We start from the raw sequence: 16,988 nt of genomic DNA on the forward strand, positions 1-16,988 counted from the left end.
GCCAGGCGCTCAGGCCGCGCTGTTCAGCACCGGCAGATAACCACCTGACTGGCCCGCGGCCGTCGGGTGGTACGACTCGGGGATGTTGAGCCAGTTGACGGCGTGCATCCACGGGCTGCCGGAGCAGAGTTCGTGCCCGGTGAAGGTGGTTCGTACGTCGCCGAAGGCGAAGCCGTGGTCCAGGGCGCGCTTCTCGGTGGCGGCGTCGATGTGGTCGGCGGCCTCGTTGAGTGCCCTGCGCTTGGTCTCGGACAGCCCGAGGCACCCGGACGCGCCCAGCTTGTAGAAGCGGGGGTAGCCGAGCACGACCACATGGGCGGACGGGGCCTTGGCCCGGATGGCGGAGTAGACGGTGTCGAGGCGGCCGGGCAGCGTCGAGTCGACGAATGCCTTGGCGGTGTTGATGCGGGAGACGCAGGCGCTGTCGGACTGGAGGACACAGGTCGTCATGATGTCCGCGAAACCGGCGTCGTTGCCGCCGATCGAGATGGACACCAGTGCGGTGGCGGAGCTGAGCGGGCCGAGCTGACTGGCGGTCACATCACCCGTTTGGGCGCCCGAGCAAGCGGTGAAGTCGAACGACGAGGGTGAGTTGGCGGCGGCCCACAGGTACGGGTACGCCTTCGTGCTGCGCTTGCAGTCGCCGCTGGAGCCGAGGTAGCTGCCCGCGCCGAGGCCCGAGGAGTAGGAGTCGCCGAGGGCCACATACCCGCCGATCGCGGCGGTGTCGGCGGCCTGCGCGGTCGCGGCCCCGGTGAAGGCCGTGCCGACGGCGAGGAGGAGTGAGGCGACGTATGCGGAAAGTCGGGAACGTCTCATGGAACCTCCCTATAGCAGGATCTCTGCCGTAACCGTCGTACCAACTACGCGTGTTGACGGGAAGTGTCCATGCCAAAACTTTTCCGGGCATCCCGACCCTCAACCCATGAGCGCCCTGTGTGTTTGGTTTCGTGTTCATGACAAGCTTGTTGACAGGTCGTCAACTCTCTTGTCCGTCACTCGTACACCACAGATCCTTTACCTCGGCTTTGGAACGGGAACGCGACGTTCCGGGCTGTGCACACGACCACGTGTGCACCCCCCACATGTGCGCGCACCACATGCGCACGGCCTAGAGGAGGACTCCCTCGCATGGCACAACTGCGTAGCAACAAGCTCCGGTTCGCCGCGATAACCAGCCTGGCGACCGCCGCCCTCATCGGCGGGCTCACCTCCCTCCCCGCCCAGGCCGCCCCGGCCGAGGGCAAGGTCCTGGCCGCCGGCTCCCCCACCGCGGTCAAGGACAGCTACATCGTCACGCTGAAGAAGAGCGCCGGCCTCAAGGCCGCGTCCAGCGCGGGCAAGGGCCTGGTCAAGCAGTACGGCGGCGCGGTGGACAAGACGTTCGGCACCGCGCTGAACGGCTACACCGCCACCCTCTCCGCGGCCGAGGCCAGACGACTCGCCGCCGACCCGGCCGTCGCCTCCGTCGAGCAGAACCAGCGCGTCCGACTGGCCGACACCACACAGTCCAGCGCCCCCTGGGGCCTGGACCGCATCGACCAGACCGCCCTTCCGCTCTCCGGGACGTACACCTACCCGGACAGCGCGGGCAGTGGTGTCACGGTCTATGTCATCGACACCGGTGTGCGCATCACCCACACCCAGATCAGCGGCCGTGCCTCCTACGGCTACGACGCGGTCGACGGCGACACCACCGCCTCCGACGGCAACGGCCACGGCACCCACGTGGCCACCACGGTCGCGGGCAGCACCTACGGAGTCGCCAAGAAGGCGAACATCGTCGCGGTGCGGGTGCTCGACAACAGCGGCTCCGGCACCACGGCGGGCGTCATCGCCGGCATCGACTGGGTGACCGCGAACCACTCCGGCCCCTCGGTCGCCAACATGTCGCTCGGCGGCTCCGCCTCCACGTCACTGGACACCGCGGTCGCCAACTCCATCGCGAGCGGAGTGACGTACGCGGTCGCGGCGGGCAACAGCGCCGCCAACGCCTCCTCCTACTCCCCCGCCCGTGTCTCGACGGCCATCACCGTCGGCGCCACGACCAGCTCCGACGCGCGTGCCAGCTACTCCAACTACGGCTCCGTCCTGGACATCTTCGCGCCGGGATCGTCGATCACGGCCGGCTGGTACACCAGCGACACCGCCACGAACACCATCTCCGGTACGTCGATGGCCACCCCGCATGTCGCGGGCGCGGCCGCGGTCTACCTGGCGAACCACACCTCGGCCACCCCGGCCACCGTGGCCTCGGCCCTGACCTCAGGTGCCACCACGAACGTGGTCACCAGCCCCGGCAGCGGCTCGCCGAACCGGCTGCTGAAGCTGGTCCCATGACCCACCCCCGCACCAACTGAACCACCGGTCCCCGCAGGCCCCACTCCTGCGGGGACCGCGTGCGTGCGAGCGGAATACGAACAGATGTCAAGAGGCCGTGCACGTCTTGACGGCCGATGCGACGCTGAGCCACATTGAAGCCCGGCATCCGGCGCTTCGGGGGGCAAAGTCGCCAATGCAGACCATACGTATCAAGACAGCTGTGTCTCAGGACACCGAGGGCGCGCGACCAGGTCCGGGGAGGGACCTGACGCCGCTGCTCGCCGGTGCCGCGACGGCTGTGGGGGTGATCGGCGCGGTCCTCGCGCTCGTCGACTCGGGCTCGCCGCTGCGCGGACCCTTCACGCTGTTCTTCCTGCTCGCGGCGCCGGCCGGGGCCATCGCCGCCGCGCTGCGCGGGCTGGAACGCTTCGGCCGCGCCATCACCGCGGTGGCGGGCGCGGTCGTCCTCAACATGCTGGTGGCCCAGGGCATGCTGGCCGTGCACCGGTGGTCGGTACGCGGCGGGATCGTGGCGGTGACCGCGATCAGCGCCCTCATTCTCCTGCTCGTCCTGGTGCGGCGGCTGGGCGGTCGCACGACTCTAAGGCGGACTGACTGACGTGGACATCAGCGTGTACCGCCCCGGGGAGCTCAGCTCCGCCGACCGGGCGGCGTGGACATCGATACAGTCCAAGGCCCATCTCCAGGGATCGCCCGAGCTCGGCAACCCCTTCCTGTCGCCCGAGTTCGCGCTCGCCGTCGGCCGCTGCCGGCGCGGGGTGCGGATCGCGGTCGTACGGGAGGGCGGCGAGCCGGCCGCGTTCTTCCCGTTCCAGCGGACGGCGTCCGGAGTGGGCCGGGCCATCGGCCTCGGCGTCTCGGACGCCCAGGGTGTGGTGCACCGGCCCGGGTTCAGCTGGGACGCCCAGAAGTTGCTGAAGGCGTGCGGGCTCGCCGTATGGGAATTCGACCACCTGGTGGAGGGCCAGGCGGCATTCCAGACGGAGGCCGCCGGTACGTATCCGTCCCCGGTCATGGACGTGGACCAGGGATACGAGGCGTATCTCGCCCAGCTCCGGGAGCGCTCACCGAAGTTCACCCGGACCACACTCGCCAAGGAGCGCAAGCTCGGGCGGGATCACGACGGCGTGCGGTACGTGCACGACGAGCGCGACCCGGCCGCACTGCGCACCCTGATGGCCTGGAAGTCCGCGCAGTACCGCAGGACCGGGCGCAGCGACCGCTTCGCGCACGCGTGGATCACGCTGCTCGTGGAGCACCTGTTCCACACCCGTTCCGAGCCGTTCGCGGGGATCCTGTCGGTGCTGTACGCGGGCGGCAAGCCGATCGCAGCGCACTTCGGGCTGCGTACCGAGCGGGTGCTGGCCTGCTGGTTCCCGGCGTACGACCCGGCGTTCTCGAAGTACTCGCCGGGCCTGGTGCTGCATCTGCGGATGGCCGAGTCGGCCGCCGCCGACGGCATCGCGTATCTCGATCTCGGCCGGGGCCAGAAGGAATACAAGGACTCCCTGAAGACACGCGAGTTGACGGTGTCGGAGGGGTGGGTGACCAGGCGTCACCCGGTCGCGTTCGGACACCGGGCACGCCGTGCCCCGGTCCGGGCGCTGCGCAACACCGTGCAGACACGTCCGGAGCTCTTCGAACCGGCGGACCGGCTCCTCAAGCGCATGGGGAAGATCCGCTCGGGACACAGCTGACTCCGGTCAAACCCAACAAAAACGTGAGGGCTCGTTCCAGCTCTTGCCATACAGGCTCAATCATCAATACCGTCGTACATCTCACTCGCAATCGGACTGTCGGTAAGCGGCTCTAGGGGAGGGCTCAAGGACCGCGACGGCTCCGGAGTGGGGCGCGGTAGGGGGGTGCTCGGTGAAGGTGTCCGCACTTGTGCCGGGTCGTGCCGCGCGACCGGCTGCCGCTCTTCTGGCGGCCGGCCAGACATGCCAGCTCACCGCACGCGTACGGAGATCCGTTCCTCCGTGCCGTGAGTGAGAAGAACCCCCCTTTCGAACCGGACACATTGCCGGGCCGCCCAGGGGCGGGCGGTCCACCGGACGAGAGGGACCTGACTCATGAGTTCTGTGCTGCGCCCGGCGGTCACGGACCAAGATCCGTCACCGGCCCGCAAGTACCGGCCCGTCTCCACACACCTGGCCATCGCGCCGCCGGTGAGCGTGGTGATCCCGGCCATGAACGAGGCGGAGAATCTTCCGTACGTCTTCAAGACCCTTCCGGACTGGATCCACGAAGTGGTCCTGGTGGACGGCAACTCCACCGACGACACCGTCGAGGTGGCGCGCGGGCTGTGGCCCGAGGTGAAGGTCGTGCGCCAGCGCGGCAAGGGCAAGGGGGATGCCCTGATCACCGGGTTCGAGGCGGCCACCGGCGACATCATCGTGATGGTCGACGCCGACGGCTCGGCCGACGGCAACGAGATCCTGTCGTATGTCTCCGCCCTGGTCTCGGGCGCGGACTTCGCCAAGGGGTCCCGTTTCGCCAACGGCGGCGGCACCGACGACATGACGCCGATCCGCAAGCTCGGCAACTGGGCGCTGTGCACGGCCGTCAACCGCAAGTTCGGCGCCCGCTACACCGATCTCTGCTACGGCTACAACGCGTTCTGGCGGCACTGCCTGGACAAGATCGACCTCGACTGCACCGGCTTCGAGGTGGAGACCCTGATGAACATCCGGGTCGTCAAGGCGGGCCTGAAGGTGCAGGAGATACCGAGCCACGAGTACCTCCGCATCCACGGCACGAGCAATCTGCGGGCCGTGCGCGACGGGCTGCGGGTGCTCAAGGTGATCCTCAAGGAGCGCTCCAACCGGCGTGCCCTGCGCCGCCGTACGGCCGCGGCGCACTCCCCGATCCTCGACTCCGTGCAGCCGGTCCAGCCGGTTCACTCCGTCCGGGGAGAGGCGTCTTGAGCGGTCTCGACATCTCCGTCGTGATCTGCGTGTACACCGAGGACCGCTGGGAGGACATCCTCGCGGCGGTCTCCTCGGTGCGGGCGCAGTCGTATCCGGCCCTGGAGACGCTGCTGGTCGTCGACCACAACGCGGCGCTCCTGGACCGGCTGACCAAGGAGTACAAGGAAGCCACCGATGTGCGGGTGTTCGCCAACGCGGGCCCCCGCGGTCTGTCCGCGGGCCGCAACACCGGCATCGCCGCCTCGTACGGCGAGGTCATCGCGTTCCTCGACGACGACGCCGTGGCCGAGCGGGACTGGCTGAGGCACTTCGCGGCCGGGTACGCCGATCCGCGCGTGATGGCGGTCGGCGGGCGCACGGAGCCGATCTGGGCGTCGGGGCGGCGGCCGGACTGGTTCCCGGAGGAGTTCGACTGGGTCGTCGGCTGCACCTACCGTGGCCTGCCACGCGGCCGGGTGAAGGTGCGCAACGTCCTCGGCGGCAACGCCTCCTTCCGGCGCACTGCGTTCGACTTCGCGGGCGGCTTCGCCACCGGCATCGGACGCGACGGCGACCGGCTGCCGCTCGGCTGCGAGGAGACGGAGCTGTGCATCCGCCTCACCCGCGCCAAGCCGGACGCGGTGCTGCTGATCGACGACCGGGCGGTGATCCACCACCGGGTGCCCGGACCGCGCGAGCACTTCCGGTACTTCCGCACCCGTACCTACGCCGAGGGCCTGTCCAAGGCGCTGGTGGCCCGAAGTGTCGGCGCCGACAAGGGACTTGAGTCCGAGCGCCGGTACGCCACCCGGGTGCTGCCGGCCGGGGTGGTGCGCGGGCTGCGCGATGCCGCACTGGCCCGGCGGGGCGGTGCGGGGCGGGCCGGCGCGATCGTGACGGGGGTGCTGACGGCTGCCGGTGGGTACGTCGTGGGCAGTGTCCGAGCGCGCCGGGGTGACGTTACGTACTCGGTGGCGAGGATCGAAGGGGAAGCGGGCCTGGAGGGGGGATCCGGATGACCGACGCGCGCGTGCCGATCCTGATGTACCACGCCGTCTCCACCTCGCCGAACGACGCCACCCGCGAACTGTCGGTGGCGCCGGAGGCGTTCGCGGAGCAGATGGCGCTGATCGGCGACCTCGGTCTCACACCCGTCAGGACGGCCGATCTCGCCGCGCGCTGGCGCTCCGGCAAGCCGCTGCCCGAACGGCCGGTGCTGATCACCTTCGACGACGGCTACGAGGGCGTGCACCGGCACGCGCTGCCCGTGCTCGCCAAGCACGGCTTCCCGGCCACGGTGTTCGTCTCCACGGGCTGGCTGAAGGGCCCGCACGACATGGGCGGTGGCCTGGACACCATGCTCGACTGGGACCAGGTCCGCGAACTCGCCGAGGCGGACGTCGAGATCGGCGGCCACAGCCACACCCATCCGCAGCTCGACCAGCTCCCGGACGGCCGGCTGCGCTCCGAGCTGATCCTGTGCAAGGAGATCATCTCGGACCAGCTGGGCACCGTCCCGGCCTCGTTCGCCTACCCGTACGGCTACTCCAGTCGCCGGGTGCGCGAAGCCGTGCGCGAGACCGGGTACGCCCAGGCGCTCGCCGTCAACAACGGCCTCGCACGGCGCCGGCAGGGGCCGTACGCCCTGACCCGGCTCACCGTGCGCCGCACCACCGGCGTCGAGGAGTTCGGCCGGATGGTCGAGGGCCGTGCCATCGCCCGCACCTTCGCCAGGGACCGTGCTCTCACCAGGGGGTACGCCGTGGTCCGCAGAGCCCGACAGGTCCGCCGGAAGGCCATCCGTTCCCGTGTCTGACACGACGACCACGACCGAGCCCGCCTCGACCGACGCGCCGGCGCCCGAGCGTTCGGGGCGCCGCCTCCGCCTGCCCGGCATGGGCAGGTCCGCCGGCGGCAGCCAGCTGTTCCGCAACGCCTACGCCCTGATGATCAACACCGGCGTCTCCGCGGTGCTGGGGCTCGGCTTCTGGCTCGCCGCCGCCCGCTACTACTCCGAATCCGCGGTCGGCCAGGGGTCCGCCGCGATCGCCGCGATGAAGTTCCTCGCCGGGCTGACCGCGGTGACGCTGACGGGTGCGCTGGCCCGCTTCATCCCGGTCGCGGGACGGCGGAGCGGCCGGCTCATCTTCCGGACGTACGCGGGCAGTTGTGTGATCGTGGCGCTGGCCGCGGGCGTCTTCCTGCTGACGCTGGACCTGTGGGGTCCTTCGTACCGGTTCCTCGGCGGCCCGGCGGGCGGGCTCTTCTTCATCGTGGCCGTGATCGCCTGGAACCTGCTCACGCTCCAGGACGGCGTGCTGACCGGGCTGCGCAGCGCGGTGTGGGTGCCGGTCGGCAACACCGTGTTCTCGGCGGTGAAGCTGGGGCTGCTGGTGGCCTTCGCGGTGGCGATCCCCACCGCCGGTGTCTTCGTGTCGTGGGTCGCGGCCATCGCGGTGTCGGTGCTGCCGCTGGGCTGGCTGGTGTTCCGGCGCCTGGTGCCGCGCCATGTGAAGGCGACCGAGGACCACGCCACGCCGCCGTCCCTGAAGGAGATCGGCAGGTTCCTCGCGGGCGACTACACCGGCTCGCTGTTCTCGCTGGCCGTGGTCTATCTGATCCCGGTGATCGTGGCCGCGCAGGTGTCCGCCGAGGACAACGCGTACTTCTACATCACGGCCACGATCGGCGGCACGGTCAACCTGCTCGCCATCAACATGGGCGCCTCCCTCACCGTCGAGGGCTCACACGATCCGCGGCGGCTGGCCGCCAACACGAGGGCCGCGCTGAAGCGGATGGCCCGGATCATGCTGCCGGTCTCCGCGATCCTGTTCTTCGGCGCGCCCTGGATCCTGGGCGTCTTCGGCGCCGGCTATGCGGAGGCGGCCACCCCGCTGCTGCGCTGGTTCGCGCTCGGCGCGCTGCTGCGGGTCGTGATGGAGACGTACTTCGCGGTCCTGCGCGCCCAGAGCCGCACCGCCGGACTGGCCTGGCTCCAGGGCCTGTTGTGCGCCCTGGTGCTCGGTCTGACGCTGCTGCTGCTCCCCCGGATGGGTCTGACCGGCGCCGGTGTCGCCGAGATCGCCGCGCTGTCGGTGATCGTCGCGATCGCCGCGCCGAAGCTGTACCGGACCGTGCGGGCGTCCTCGGCCGAGGTGCCCGAGGACGCGGCGCCCGACGGTGACCTCGCCGACCTGGGGGCGCGTGAGGCGGCCGAGGGGGCACGCAGGCGGGGGCCCGCCTGGGGGCTGGACACCGACACCCTCGCCCTCGGCATCCACGTCGACTTCGACCACCTGGAGCGGCGGCCCGACGTCCGGCCGGGACCGGGTACCCCGCCCACGGGGACCCCGCGGATCCGCCCGGACCACCGCCCGACCTGGGCGCGGACGCCCGAGCTGGGGCTGCCGGTGGAGGAGCGGGAACCCGGCGCGGAGGCGTCGACGGGGCCCGCCGAGGTGGACGCTCCCTTCGAGGACGAGTTCGACGCGGGCAAGGGCGAGGAGCGTGCCGTACCGGAGGAGCGTGAAGAGGCTGCCGTACGGCAGGAGTCCGCCGTACGGGAAGAGCCGTCCATGCACGAAGAGCCCGTACGACAGCCGGACGCGCCGGCGCTCACCTGGCGGGAGCGGCTGCTGCCGACCCGCCTCGGGGTGATCCTCGGCTGTCTGCTGATCGCCGCCCTGCTGCTGTACTGGGTGCCCGCGCTGCGGCTCGGCGAGAGCGACCTGGACGGTATGGGCGGGCTCGGGCTGATCTCGGTGCTGCCGCCGCCGACGCTGCTCGGGGCCGCGCTGCTGGCGGTGACGTTCGCCTCGCTGCTGTGGCTGGGCCGGGAGCACAGGACGCTGCTGCTGGTCACGCTGCTCGCGACGGTCGTGTCGCTGCACGCGCTGCCCGCGCTGATCGAGACCGAGCCGCGGTTCGCGACGGCCTGGCAGCACCTCGGCTTCCTCGACTACATCGACCGCACCGGGTCGGCCGTGCCGGACCTGGACGCCCGCTGGAGCTGGCCGGGCTTCTTCGCGGTGGCCGCGTTCACCGCGAAGGCCTGCGGGGTCACCGACCTCGGCGAGGTCATCCGCTGGTGGCCGCTGGCCATGCAACTGCTGTACCTGGTCCCGATGTTCCTGCTGGTGCGCTCGATGCGGGCGAGCTGGCGGGCCAAGTGGACCGGCATCTGGGTCTTCGTGCTCAGCGGCTGGGTGGGCCAGGACTACTTCTCCCCGCAGGGCTTCACCTACCTGCTGTACCTGGTGTTCGCGGCGATCCTGCTGGTCTGGTTCCGCGCGCCCCGCGTGATCTGGACGAAGTGGCGGCCCGGCGAGGTCGAGGTCGAGCCCACGGACCGGCGGCAGCGAGCGGTGCTGCTGATGGTCGTGATCGGCCTGTTCGCGGCGAGTGTGCCGGCCCACCAGCTCACGCCGTTCGTGATGCTGGGCGTGCTGACGGCGCTGGTCCTGATCGGCAGGTCCGAACTGCGCGGTCTGCCCATCCTGTTCGGCGTGATGGTGACGGTCTGGATCGGCTTCCTGGCCGAGCCCTACTGGTCGGGGCACTTCGACGAACTCTTCGGCGGGGTCGGCGGGGTCGGCTCCAACGTCTCCTCGTCCGTCTCCGGCCGTATCGAGGGCGGCAGCTCCACACACAAGCTCGTCCTCTACACACGGGTGCTGCTGGCCGGCGGTGTGATGGCCTTCGCCTGCTGGGGCTGGTGGCGCAGGCGCTTCCACCACTACCGGGAGCGCTCGCTGCTCGTCCTCACCTTCGTGCCGTTCCTGGGCTTCGGCATGCAGTCGTACGGCGGTGAGATGGCCCTGCGCGTCTTCATGTTCGCGCTGCCCGGCGCGGCGCTGCTCACGGGCCTCGCCTTCTTCCCGCGCACCGGCGTCACCGCCAAGGAACGCGACAAGGACAAGGTGAGCCTCGCCCCGCTGGCCGCGCTCATGGCGGGCCTGGTGCTCATGGGCGGCTTCCTGGTGGCCCGTTGGGGCAACGAGCCGTTCGAGCGGGTGCGGCCCGGCGAGGTCGCGGCCATGGAGTACGTGTACGCCCATGACGATCCGAGCCTCAGACTGCTGTGGCTGAGCAGCGACCCGGTGAACGACGTGACTCCGGCGATGCCCTGGGGGTCGCGGGACATGGAGAAGGTCTCGTACGTGCCGACGCAGGCGCCGGTCGACCCGGTGCTGGTGTCGGGCCTGGTGAAGGCGCTCAAGGACGCGGGTCCGAACTCGTATCTGATGATCAACCGGGGTCAGGTCACCTATCTGCGGATGGACGTCGGCTATTCGGCGACCTGGGAGTCGCGGCTCGTCCAGCACCTGGATCGGCGGCAGGAGCTGGAGAAGGTCTTCGTCAACGCCGACGTCACGATGTACGCGCTGGCGAAGCAGCCGGCGGGTGAGGTGCCCAAGGCCGATCCCGGGCCGATCGGGCCGCAGGTGACCTGGACGCCGTGGTCGGTGGTCGGGGGACTCGCGGCGCTCGCGCTGATCGTGCTGCTGATGGCCCGTGAGCTGGTCCGGGTGGCCATGGCGCCGAGCGTGCGGCAGCTGCGGTGGTTGCAGAGCAGCTTCTGGTTCTCCCTGCCGCTGCTGGCGGTGCTGCTGGCCTCGCTGGTGCAGCGGTTCCTGACCATCAAGTGACGTCGGGCCGGGGCCTGACGGTCAGGTGGCTCAGCTCTTGAGCCACCTGACCTCGTACGCCTGGAGCTGTACCTTCTCGCCGTCGATCCGCACCGTCGTCTGCCGGTCACGGGTGTTCACGGCCAGGGCCACCTCGTCCGTGCCCAGGACCCGGACGTCGGGCCGGTCCACGGACACCTCGCGGTACCCGGTCCCCGGCGGGAACTCCTTGGCGAACCGGGCGAGCAGGTCGTACATCGGCAGCTTGTCCCCGCCGCCCGCGGTGTCGGTCGGCGTCCACAGACAGCCGGGGCAGTCGGTGCCCGTCTCGTTCTCCGGGTTCCAGTAGAAGGCCGAGGTGGCGCCGCCCTTGGCCAGCGCCATCATCCCGGCGGCCTGGACGGCGACGCGGCGGGCCTCGGACCAGCCCCGGCGCTCGTCCTGGCCGTCGGCGGGCTCGACGTAGTACTCGGCCCACCACAGCGGCAGATCACCGGTCTGCTCGCGCACCCAACGGCTCACGGCGGTGAACTTGTCGGTGGCCGCGAACTCGTCGGGCAGCAGCTCGTCGTCCCGGGTGTAGCTGGAGCCGTCCACGACGACGAAGTCGGCGCCGGTCCGGTGCTCGTTCCAGTACGCGAAGGCGTCCACGATGCGCTGGTCCAGGGCGCCCCAGGGGCCCCTCAGCGCCGTCGAGGCCTCCTCGGCACGCGGATCGACGCTGTCCATCACGAGATACGGCCCGCCGACCATGATGTCCGGGTCGACCTTCTTCAACGCCTTGTAGACGAGGTTGTAGAGCCGGGTGTAGCCCTCGTAGTCCCAGCGGGCCTCGGCGTCGTTCCAGAAGCCCTTGAACTCGTTCCAGACGATGAAGTGGCGTACGTCCGGGTAGCGCTTGGCGACGGTCACGGCGAGCGCGGCGTAGTCGTCGAAGTGCTCGGGGTCGGGCGCCGTCTCCAGGGCGGCCTGGCTCCAGTCGGTGTTGTCGACGCCGGCCTCGCCGCCCTTCATCCAGTCGGGGGCGCAGCACAGGGTGACGACCGGGGTGCTGCCGGAGGCGCGGACGAAGTCGATACGGCGGTCCATCGCCTCGAAGTCGTAGCGCCCCTCGACCGGCTCGGGGTTGTCGGCGCCCCACCCCATGATGTGCTGGATCTGCGGGAGTCCGCCGGCGTCCGCGAGCCGTCCCTCGACACGCTGGACGGCGGCGGAGGCCCCCTCGTCGGCGCTGTGCTGGGTGTGCGTGAAGCCCCAGCCCACCTCGGGGTTCGTCGCGTCCGGTGTGGCGGTCGGGGTGCCGTGCGGCTTGGCGCCGTCGCGTGAGGTGCCGTCGGTGTTCACCCCGTTGCCCGGCAGCGTGTTGAACAGGGTCACGACCAGCGCCAGAGCGGCCGCGCCCACGCCGAGCAGCGCGGTGAGCCGCCACCGCCCCGCCCCCGAATTCCACCCATGACGTCCCATCAAGGACAACGGTAACGGGGGTGACAGCCGCTCGGGCAGGTTTCGGCGTCACCCGATCCCGGCGCATTTCCCCGGACACGCCGCGCGACCCCCGCCGGCACGGCCCGGACATGCACCGTTGGCGGGACGTGCGGTGGAAACCGGGTGCACAGGGGCGTCATGTGCCCGATCATGGCCGCATGTCTGCGAACCCACACGACGCTCTGCCGATCCGGCTCAACGTCGACGACAGCGACTCGCCGTCCGACGTCGTCGACGCGCTGTTCCTCGGCCGCTTCGCGACGGGCGAGCAGCCGTACTCGCACGCGGTGAACATCGACCGCGTACGGTCCGGGGCGACGCTGCTGCCGCCGGGTGCCCGTGTGCTGCGCACCGCCCGCGACGACGACCGCAGCGCGACCCTGGCCGAGGGCGAGGGCTGGACCGTGCTGGTGTCCCGCTGGAACCGCGGCGCCGACGTCACCGTGACCGCGACCAGCGAGGAACTGGCGGAGCGGGTGCTCGGCGAGGCGACGGACGGCGCGGCCGACGAGCCCGAACCGCAGCCGGAGAACGTGACCATGGGCTTCTGGTACGTCTCCCCCAGGCGCGGCCCGCACCGCACCACCCGGCAGATCTCGGCGGGGACCTGGGACGAGGTGCGGGACAACTACACCGCGCCGGTGGCCGACGCGATGGACCGGCTGATGAAGACGACCCCGGAGGACATCGCGGGCCGTCTGCTCCTGCTGCACGGCCCGCCCGGCACCGGCAAGACGTCGGCGCTGCGCACGCTCGCCCGCTCGTGGCGGGACTGGTGCCAGGTGGACTGCGTCCTGGACCCGGAGCGGCTGTTCAGCGACGTCGGCTATCTGATGGACATCGCGATCGGCGAGGACGACTCGACGGGCAAGGGCCGCTGGCGGCTGCTGCTCCTGGAGGACTGCGACGAGCTGATCCGGGGCGAGGCGAAGCACACGGCGGGCCAGGCACTGTCGCGGCTGCTGAACCTGACCGACGGTCTGCTGGGCCAGGGTCGCAACGTCCTGGTCGGCGTGACGACCAACGAGGACCTGGAGCGCCTCCATCCGGCCGTCGTCCGCCCCGGCCGCTGTCTGGCCCGGATCGAGGTGGGGCCGCTGACCCGCCGGGAGGCGGTGAACTGGCTGGGCACGGACGAGGGCGTCGGCCGGGAGGGCGCCACCCTGGCGGAGCTGTACGCGCTGAAGCGGGGCACGTCCCCGACATCGCTGCCCGACCCCCGGGACGGGGCGGACGCGGGGCTGTATCTGTAGTGCTTTGATGGAGGCATGACCCTGTTCGTCGGAACATCGGGTTGGCAGTACCGGGACTGGCGGGACGTGTTGTACCCGCCGGACGTTCCCATGCGGCGCTGGCTGGAGGAGTACACGACGCACTTCGCCACGGTCGAGATCAACAACGCCTTCTACCGGCTGCCGACGCGGGAGAACTTCGAGGCGTGGCGGGACCGGGTGCCGGGGGACTTCGTGGTCGCGGTGAAGGCGAGCCGCTATCTGACCCACATCAAGCGGCTGCGGGATCCCGAGGAGCCGGTGAACCGCCTGATGAGCCACGCCGAGGGGCTGGGCGCCCGGCTCGGCCCGGTCCTGCTCCAGCTTCCGCCGACGCTGCGGGCGGACACCGGGCTGCTGGACGCCTGTCTGGCCTGCTTCCCGTCGGGTACGCGCGTCGCCGTCGAGCCCCGGCACGACAGCTGGTGGACGGCCGAGGTCCGTGAGGTCCTTCAGGCCCGGGGCGCCGCGCTGTGCTGGGCGGACGCCGAGTCCCGCCCGGTGACCCCGCTGTGGCGCACCGCCGACTGGGGCTACGTCCGCTTCCACGAGGGCCGGGCGCGGCGTTGGCCGCACTACGGGCGGCAGGCACTGCGGACGTGGGTCGGGCGGATCACGGACACCTGGGCGCGGGACGAGGACGTGTACGCGTACTTCAACAACGACCCGTACGGGGCGGCGGTGGAGGACGCGGTGACGTTCGCGCGGGCGGCACGGACGACCGATCTGACGGTCACCCGCACGCCCTGAACCTCCGCCGCCGCTCAGTCCTTGCCGTAGACGGCCCGCAGGGCGTCCCGCACGGCGGCCAGCGCGTCCGACTCGGTCAGCCCCAGCCGGCGGGCACGCTCGACGTACGTCCGGGCGGCCGACGCGAGTTCCCGTTCCGCCGCCGAGCCGGCCGCGGCCACGAAGGTGCCGTTGCGTCCGCGCGTCTCGATCACCCCGTCGCTCTCCAGCGCCCGGTACGCCTTGGCGACCGTGTTGGCCGCCAGTCCCAGCGACTCGGCCAGCCCCCGCACGGTCGGCAGCCGGTAGCCGACCGGCAGCACCCCCTCCCGGGCCTGCTCGGAGATCTGCGCCCGCACCTGTTCGTACGGCGCGGCACTGTCGTCGATGTGGATCTTCAGGGTCACATGGCGATTGTCCCGTACCCGCCGGAAAATGGGAGGCACCCCCGGTTCTTGGCCACGTAGCGTCCGCCTTCATGACCGTGATCGTGCGCGACCTACGCCCCGAAGTGCCCGCCGACGTCGAGCGCTTCGCCCACAGCCGTCACCTCGCTCTCCCTTACATCCTGTGGACACCGGAGGGCATCACCCATCGCCAGGCCCACATCCACCCCGACGCCCACTACCGCTCGCTCGTGGCGGAGGAGGACGGCGAGACGATCGGTACGGCCCAGGTCGGCATCGCGTACGACAGTCCGGAGCCCGGACAGGGCTACCTCAACATCTATGTGCGGCCGGACCGCACACGCCGGGGCGCCGGCGGGCTGCTGCTCCGCGCCGCCGAGGAGCACCTGGCCTCGCTGGGGGCGACCAAGCTGTTCTCCTGGGTCCTCGACGAGCCGGACAACCGCGGGTTCGCCGAGCGGCACGGCTATCGGGCCAGCCGCACGGCCCACTTCCTCCGCCTGGACCTGGCGAACGCCGCGCTCCCGCCCCGCCAGGAGCTCCCCCCGGGCGTCGAACTGGGCAGGGCCGCCGACTTCGCGGACGATCCGCGCCCGATGTTCGAGCTGGACGCGGAGGCATCGTCGGACGAACCGAGCGACGTGGCCGTCGAGTTCACCGACTACCAGGCCTGGATCGAGGAGACGTGGAAGCATCCGCTGCTCGACCGGGACCTGACCTCGGTGGTGGTCGTCGACGGCCGTCCGGCCGCCTTCAGCGTCGCCCACACGGACCGCGGCACCCGCTATGCCACCGGCATGACCGGCACCGCCCGTGCCTTCCGGGGCCGCGGCCTGGCCAAGCTCGCCAAGAACGACTCCCTGCACCGCGCCCGCGCCGCCGGCTACCGGGAGGCGTTCACCGGCAACGACAGCGACAATGAAGCCATGTTGGCGATCAACAGGTGGTTCGGGTACGAGATCTGCGCCTCGGAGGTACGCCATGTCCGCGAACTCGGCTGACCCGGGCGGACGCCGGCTGGACGTGGTGCTCGTCAAGGGCGGCCGCACGAAGATCCGTTACGGCGCCGAACTGCTCGCCGACGACGGCACCCGTGTCGCCGTGCGGGCTCCCTGGTCCGGGGACGGCGTCCGCGACTTCGGCTTCGTCCGGTTCGAGCCGGGCGACGTCTTCACGGAGTACTACTGGCGCGACCGCTGGTACGCCGTGAAGGAGGTCCGCGACGCCACGGGTGCCCTCAAGGGCTGGTACTGCGACATCACCCGCCCGGCCACGCTGACCGGCGCCGAGCTGGTCGTCGAGGACCTCGACCTGGACCTGTGGCGCTCCGCCGACGGTACGGACGTACGCCGCCTGGACGAGGACGAGTTCGCCGAGAGCGGCCTGACGCAGACCGATCCCGAGGCGGCGGCAGCGGCGGTGGCGGCGCTCGACGAGCTGGAGGCGTTCGCCACTGTCGAGGGCGGCCTGGAGTCGCTGCTGGCCTAGGGCCGGTCGTTCGGATCATGCCGGCGTCGCGGGGCCTGGTCCTGGGCCTCGGCCACCACGGCGTACCGCTCGTCGTCGACGGCCTTGCCCCACAGCGACGCGTCGTCCGACAGGTGCTCCACCCGCACCCGCGCGGCGAGCGGTGCGAGCAGGCCGGTGAGCCGGTCCGCCGGTATGCCGACCGGGGCCGGCTGGGCGACCGTGCGCCAGACGCCCTCGACGAGCACGAACCGGCCTCCCGGGCGCAGCAGCCCGCGCCAGTGCCGCAGCACCCGGCCGGGGTCGGGCAGCGCCCACAGCACATGCCGGACGAGCACGACGTCGAACCGCTCCTCCCCCACCGGTGGCGCCGCCGCGTCACCGACGAGGAACGCCGCGTCACGCCCGGCGAGCTTGGCGCGGGCGAGGCCGACCATCGCCGGGGACCGGTCCACTCCGGTGACCCGGTGTCCCTGCTCGGCCGCGAGCAGCGACAGGCTGCCGGTGCCGCAGCCGACGTCGAGGACGTCGCAGGAGCGCTCGGGCAGCCAGGAGCGCAGCCGGGCCGCCCAGGCCCGGCTCACCTCCGGGTCGCGCAGGCCGTGGTCCGGCTCGTCGTCGAAGGTGGGGGCGGCCGCGTCCCAGTCCACGTCCGGCCCCGTGATCGCGCGTTCACCGTTCGTCATGTCGGTCATGAGGCCAAGCGTGACACCCGCCACTGACAGTCCAATCGTGACAGCGGCCACTGAC

General features: G+C 71.1%; 15 protein-coding genes. 11 read left to right on the forward strand and 4 right to left on the reverse strand.

Annotated features, from left to right (window positions below):
* Window positions 1–9: 9 nt before the first annotated feature.
* Complete coding sequence (locus ACIQWG_RS28930; protein WP_404101039.1) at window positions 10–819, reverse strand: SGNH/GDSL hydrolase family protein; 810 nt, start codon at window positions 817–819, stop codon at window positions 10–12.
* A gap of 312 nt (window positions 820–1,131) precedes the next feature.
* Here ACIQWG_RS28930 and ACIQWG_RS28935 point away from each other — a divergent pair, with 312 nt between their 5' ends.
* From ACIQWG_RS28935 to ACIQWG_RS28965, 7 genes are all read left to right on the forward strand, one after another.
* Window positions 1,132–2,340 (forward strand): S8 family peptidase, encoded by a 1,209-nt coding sequence (locus ACIQWG_RS28935; RefSeq protein WP_404101041.1) that lies wholly within the window; start codon window positions 1,132–1,134, stop codon window positions 2,338–2,340.
* Window positions 2,341–2,542: 202 nt separating this feature from the next.
* Window positions 2,543–2,941: a hypothetical protein gene (locus ACIQWG_RS28940; RefSeq protein ID WP_404101043.1), complete on the forward strand. Its 399-nt coding sequence runs from the start codon at window positions 2,543–2,545 to the stop codon at window positions 2,939–2,941.
* 1 nt (window position 2,942) lies between these two features.
* Complete coding sequence (locus ACIQWG_RS28945; protein ID WP_404101045.1) at window positions 2,943–4,040, forward strand: GNAT family N-acetyltransferase; 1,098 nt, start codon at window positions 2,943–2,945, stop codon at window positions 4,038–4,040.
* 375 nt (window positions 4,041–4,415) lie between these two features.
* Window positions 4,416–5,270: a glycosyltransferase family 2 protein gene (locus tag ACIQWG_RS28950; protein WP_404101047.1), complete on the forward strand. Its 855-nt coding sequence runs from the start codon at window positions 4,416–4,418 to the stop codon at window positions 5,268–5,270.
* Complete coding sequence (locus tag ACIQWG_RS28955; RefSeq protein ID WP_404101049.1) at window positions 5,267–6,271, forward strand: glycosyltransferase family 2 protein; 1,005 nt, start codon at window positions 5,267–5,269, stop codon at window positions 6,269–6,271. The genes ACIQWG_RS28950 and ACIQWG_RS28955 overlap by 4 nt, the downstream gene beginning before the upstream one ends.
* Window positions 6,268–7,068, forward strand: coding sequence for a polysaccharide deacetylase family protein (locus ACIQWG_RS28960; RefSeq protein ID WP_404101051.1), 801 nt, complete (start codon window positions 6,268–6,270; stop codon window positions 7,066–7,068). Before ACIQWG_RS28955 ends, ACIQWG_RS28960 begins: the two co-directional genes overlap by 4 nt.
* Window positions 7,061–10,900 carry a lipopolysaccharide biosynthesis protein gene (locus ACIQWG_RS28965; protein WP_404101053.1) on the forward strand — a complete coding sequence of 1,280 codons (3,840 nt, stop codon included), beginning with the start codon at window positions 7,061–7,063 and terminating at the stop codon, window positions 10,898–10,900. The genes ACIQWG_RS28960 and ACIQWG_RS28965 overlap by 8 nt, the downstream gene beginning before the upstream one ends.
* Window positions 10,901–10,930: 30 nt before the next feature.
* Here the strand turns inward: ACIQWG_RS28965 and ACIQWG_RS28970 are convergent, their stop codons facing one another.
* Window positions 10,931–12,343: a xylan 1,4-beta-xylosidase gene (locus ACIQWG_RS28970; protein WP_404101055.1), complete on the reverse strand. Its 1,413-nt coding sequence runs from the start codon at window positions 12,341–12,343 to the stop codon at window positions 10,931–10,933.
* 179 nt (window positions 12,344–12,522) lie between these two features.
* Here ACIQWG_RS28970 and ACIQWG_RS28975 point away from each other — a divergent pair, with 179 nt between their 5' ends.
* Window positions 12,523–13,617: a DUF5925 domain-containing protein gene (locus tag ACIQWG_RS28975; RefSeq protein WP_404101057.1), complete on the forward strand. Its 1,095-nt coding sequence runs from the start codon at window positions 12,523–12,525 to the stop codon at window positions 13,615–13,617.
* A 15-nt stretch (window positions 13,618–13,632) separates the two neighbouring features.
* A complete protein-coding gene (locus tag ACIQWG_RS28980; protein WP_404101059.1) occupies window positions 13,633–14,385 on the forward strand; it encodes a DUF72 domain-containing protein in 753 nt (250 codons plus the stop codon).
* A gap of 14 nt (window positions 14,386–14,399) precedes the next feature.
* Here the strand turns inward: ACIQWG_RS28980 and ACIQWG_RS28985 are convergent, their stop codons facing one another.
* Window positions 14,400–14,771 (reverse strand): GntR family transcriptional regulator, encoded by a 372-nt coding sequence (locus ACIQWG_RS28985; protein ID WP_404101061.1) that lies wholly within the window; start codon window positions 14,769–14,771, stop codon window positions 14,400–14,402.
* Window positions 14,772–14,842: 71 nt separating this feature from the next.
* Between ACIQWG_RS28985 and ACIQWG_RS28990 the strand changes: the two genes are divergently transcribed.
* Entirely contained in the window at window positions 14,843–15,772 is a 930-nt protein-coding gene (locus ACIQWG_RS28990) for a GNAT family N-acetyltransferase (protein WP_404101063.1), read from the forward strand.
* On the forward strand, window positions 15,753–16,259 hold the full coding sequence (locus tag ACIQWG_RS28995) for a DUF402 domain-containing protein (RefSeq protein WP_404101065.1): 507 nt from the start codon (window positions 15,753–15,755) through the stop codon (window positions 16,257–16,259). The genes ACIQWG_RS28990 and ACIQWG_RS28995 overlap by 20 nt, the downstream gene beginning before the upstream one ends.
* Here the strand turns inward: ACIQWG_RS28995 and ACIQWG_RS29000 are convergent.
* On the reverse strand, window positions 16,256–16,924 hold the full coding sequence (locus tag ACIQWG_RS29000) for a class I SAM-dependent methyltransferase (protein ID WP_404101150.1): 669 nt from the start codon (window positions 16,922–16,924) through the stop codon (window positions 16,256–16,258). The genes ACIQWG_RS28995 and ACIQWG_RS29000 overlap by 4 nt on opposite strands.
* Window positions 16,925–16,988 lie beyond the last annotated feature (64 nt).

Source organism: Streptomyces sp. NPDC098781 (genome assembly GCF_044759995.1).
GTDB lineage: Bacteria > Actinomycetota > Actinomycetes > Streptomycetales > Streptomycetaceae > Streptomyces.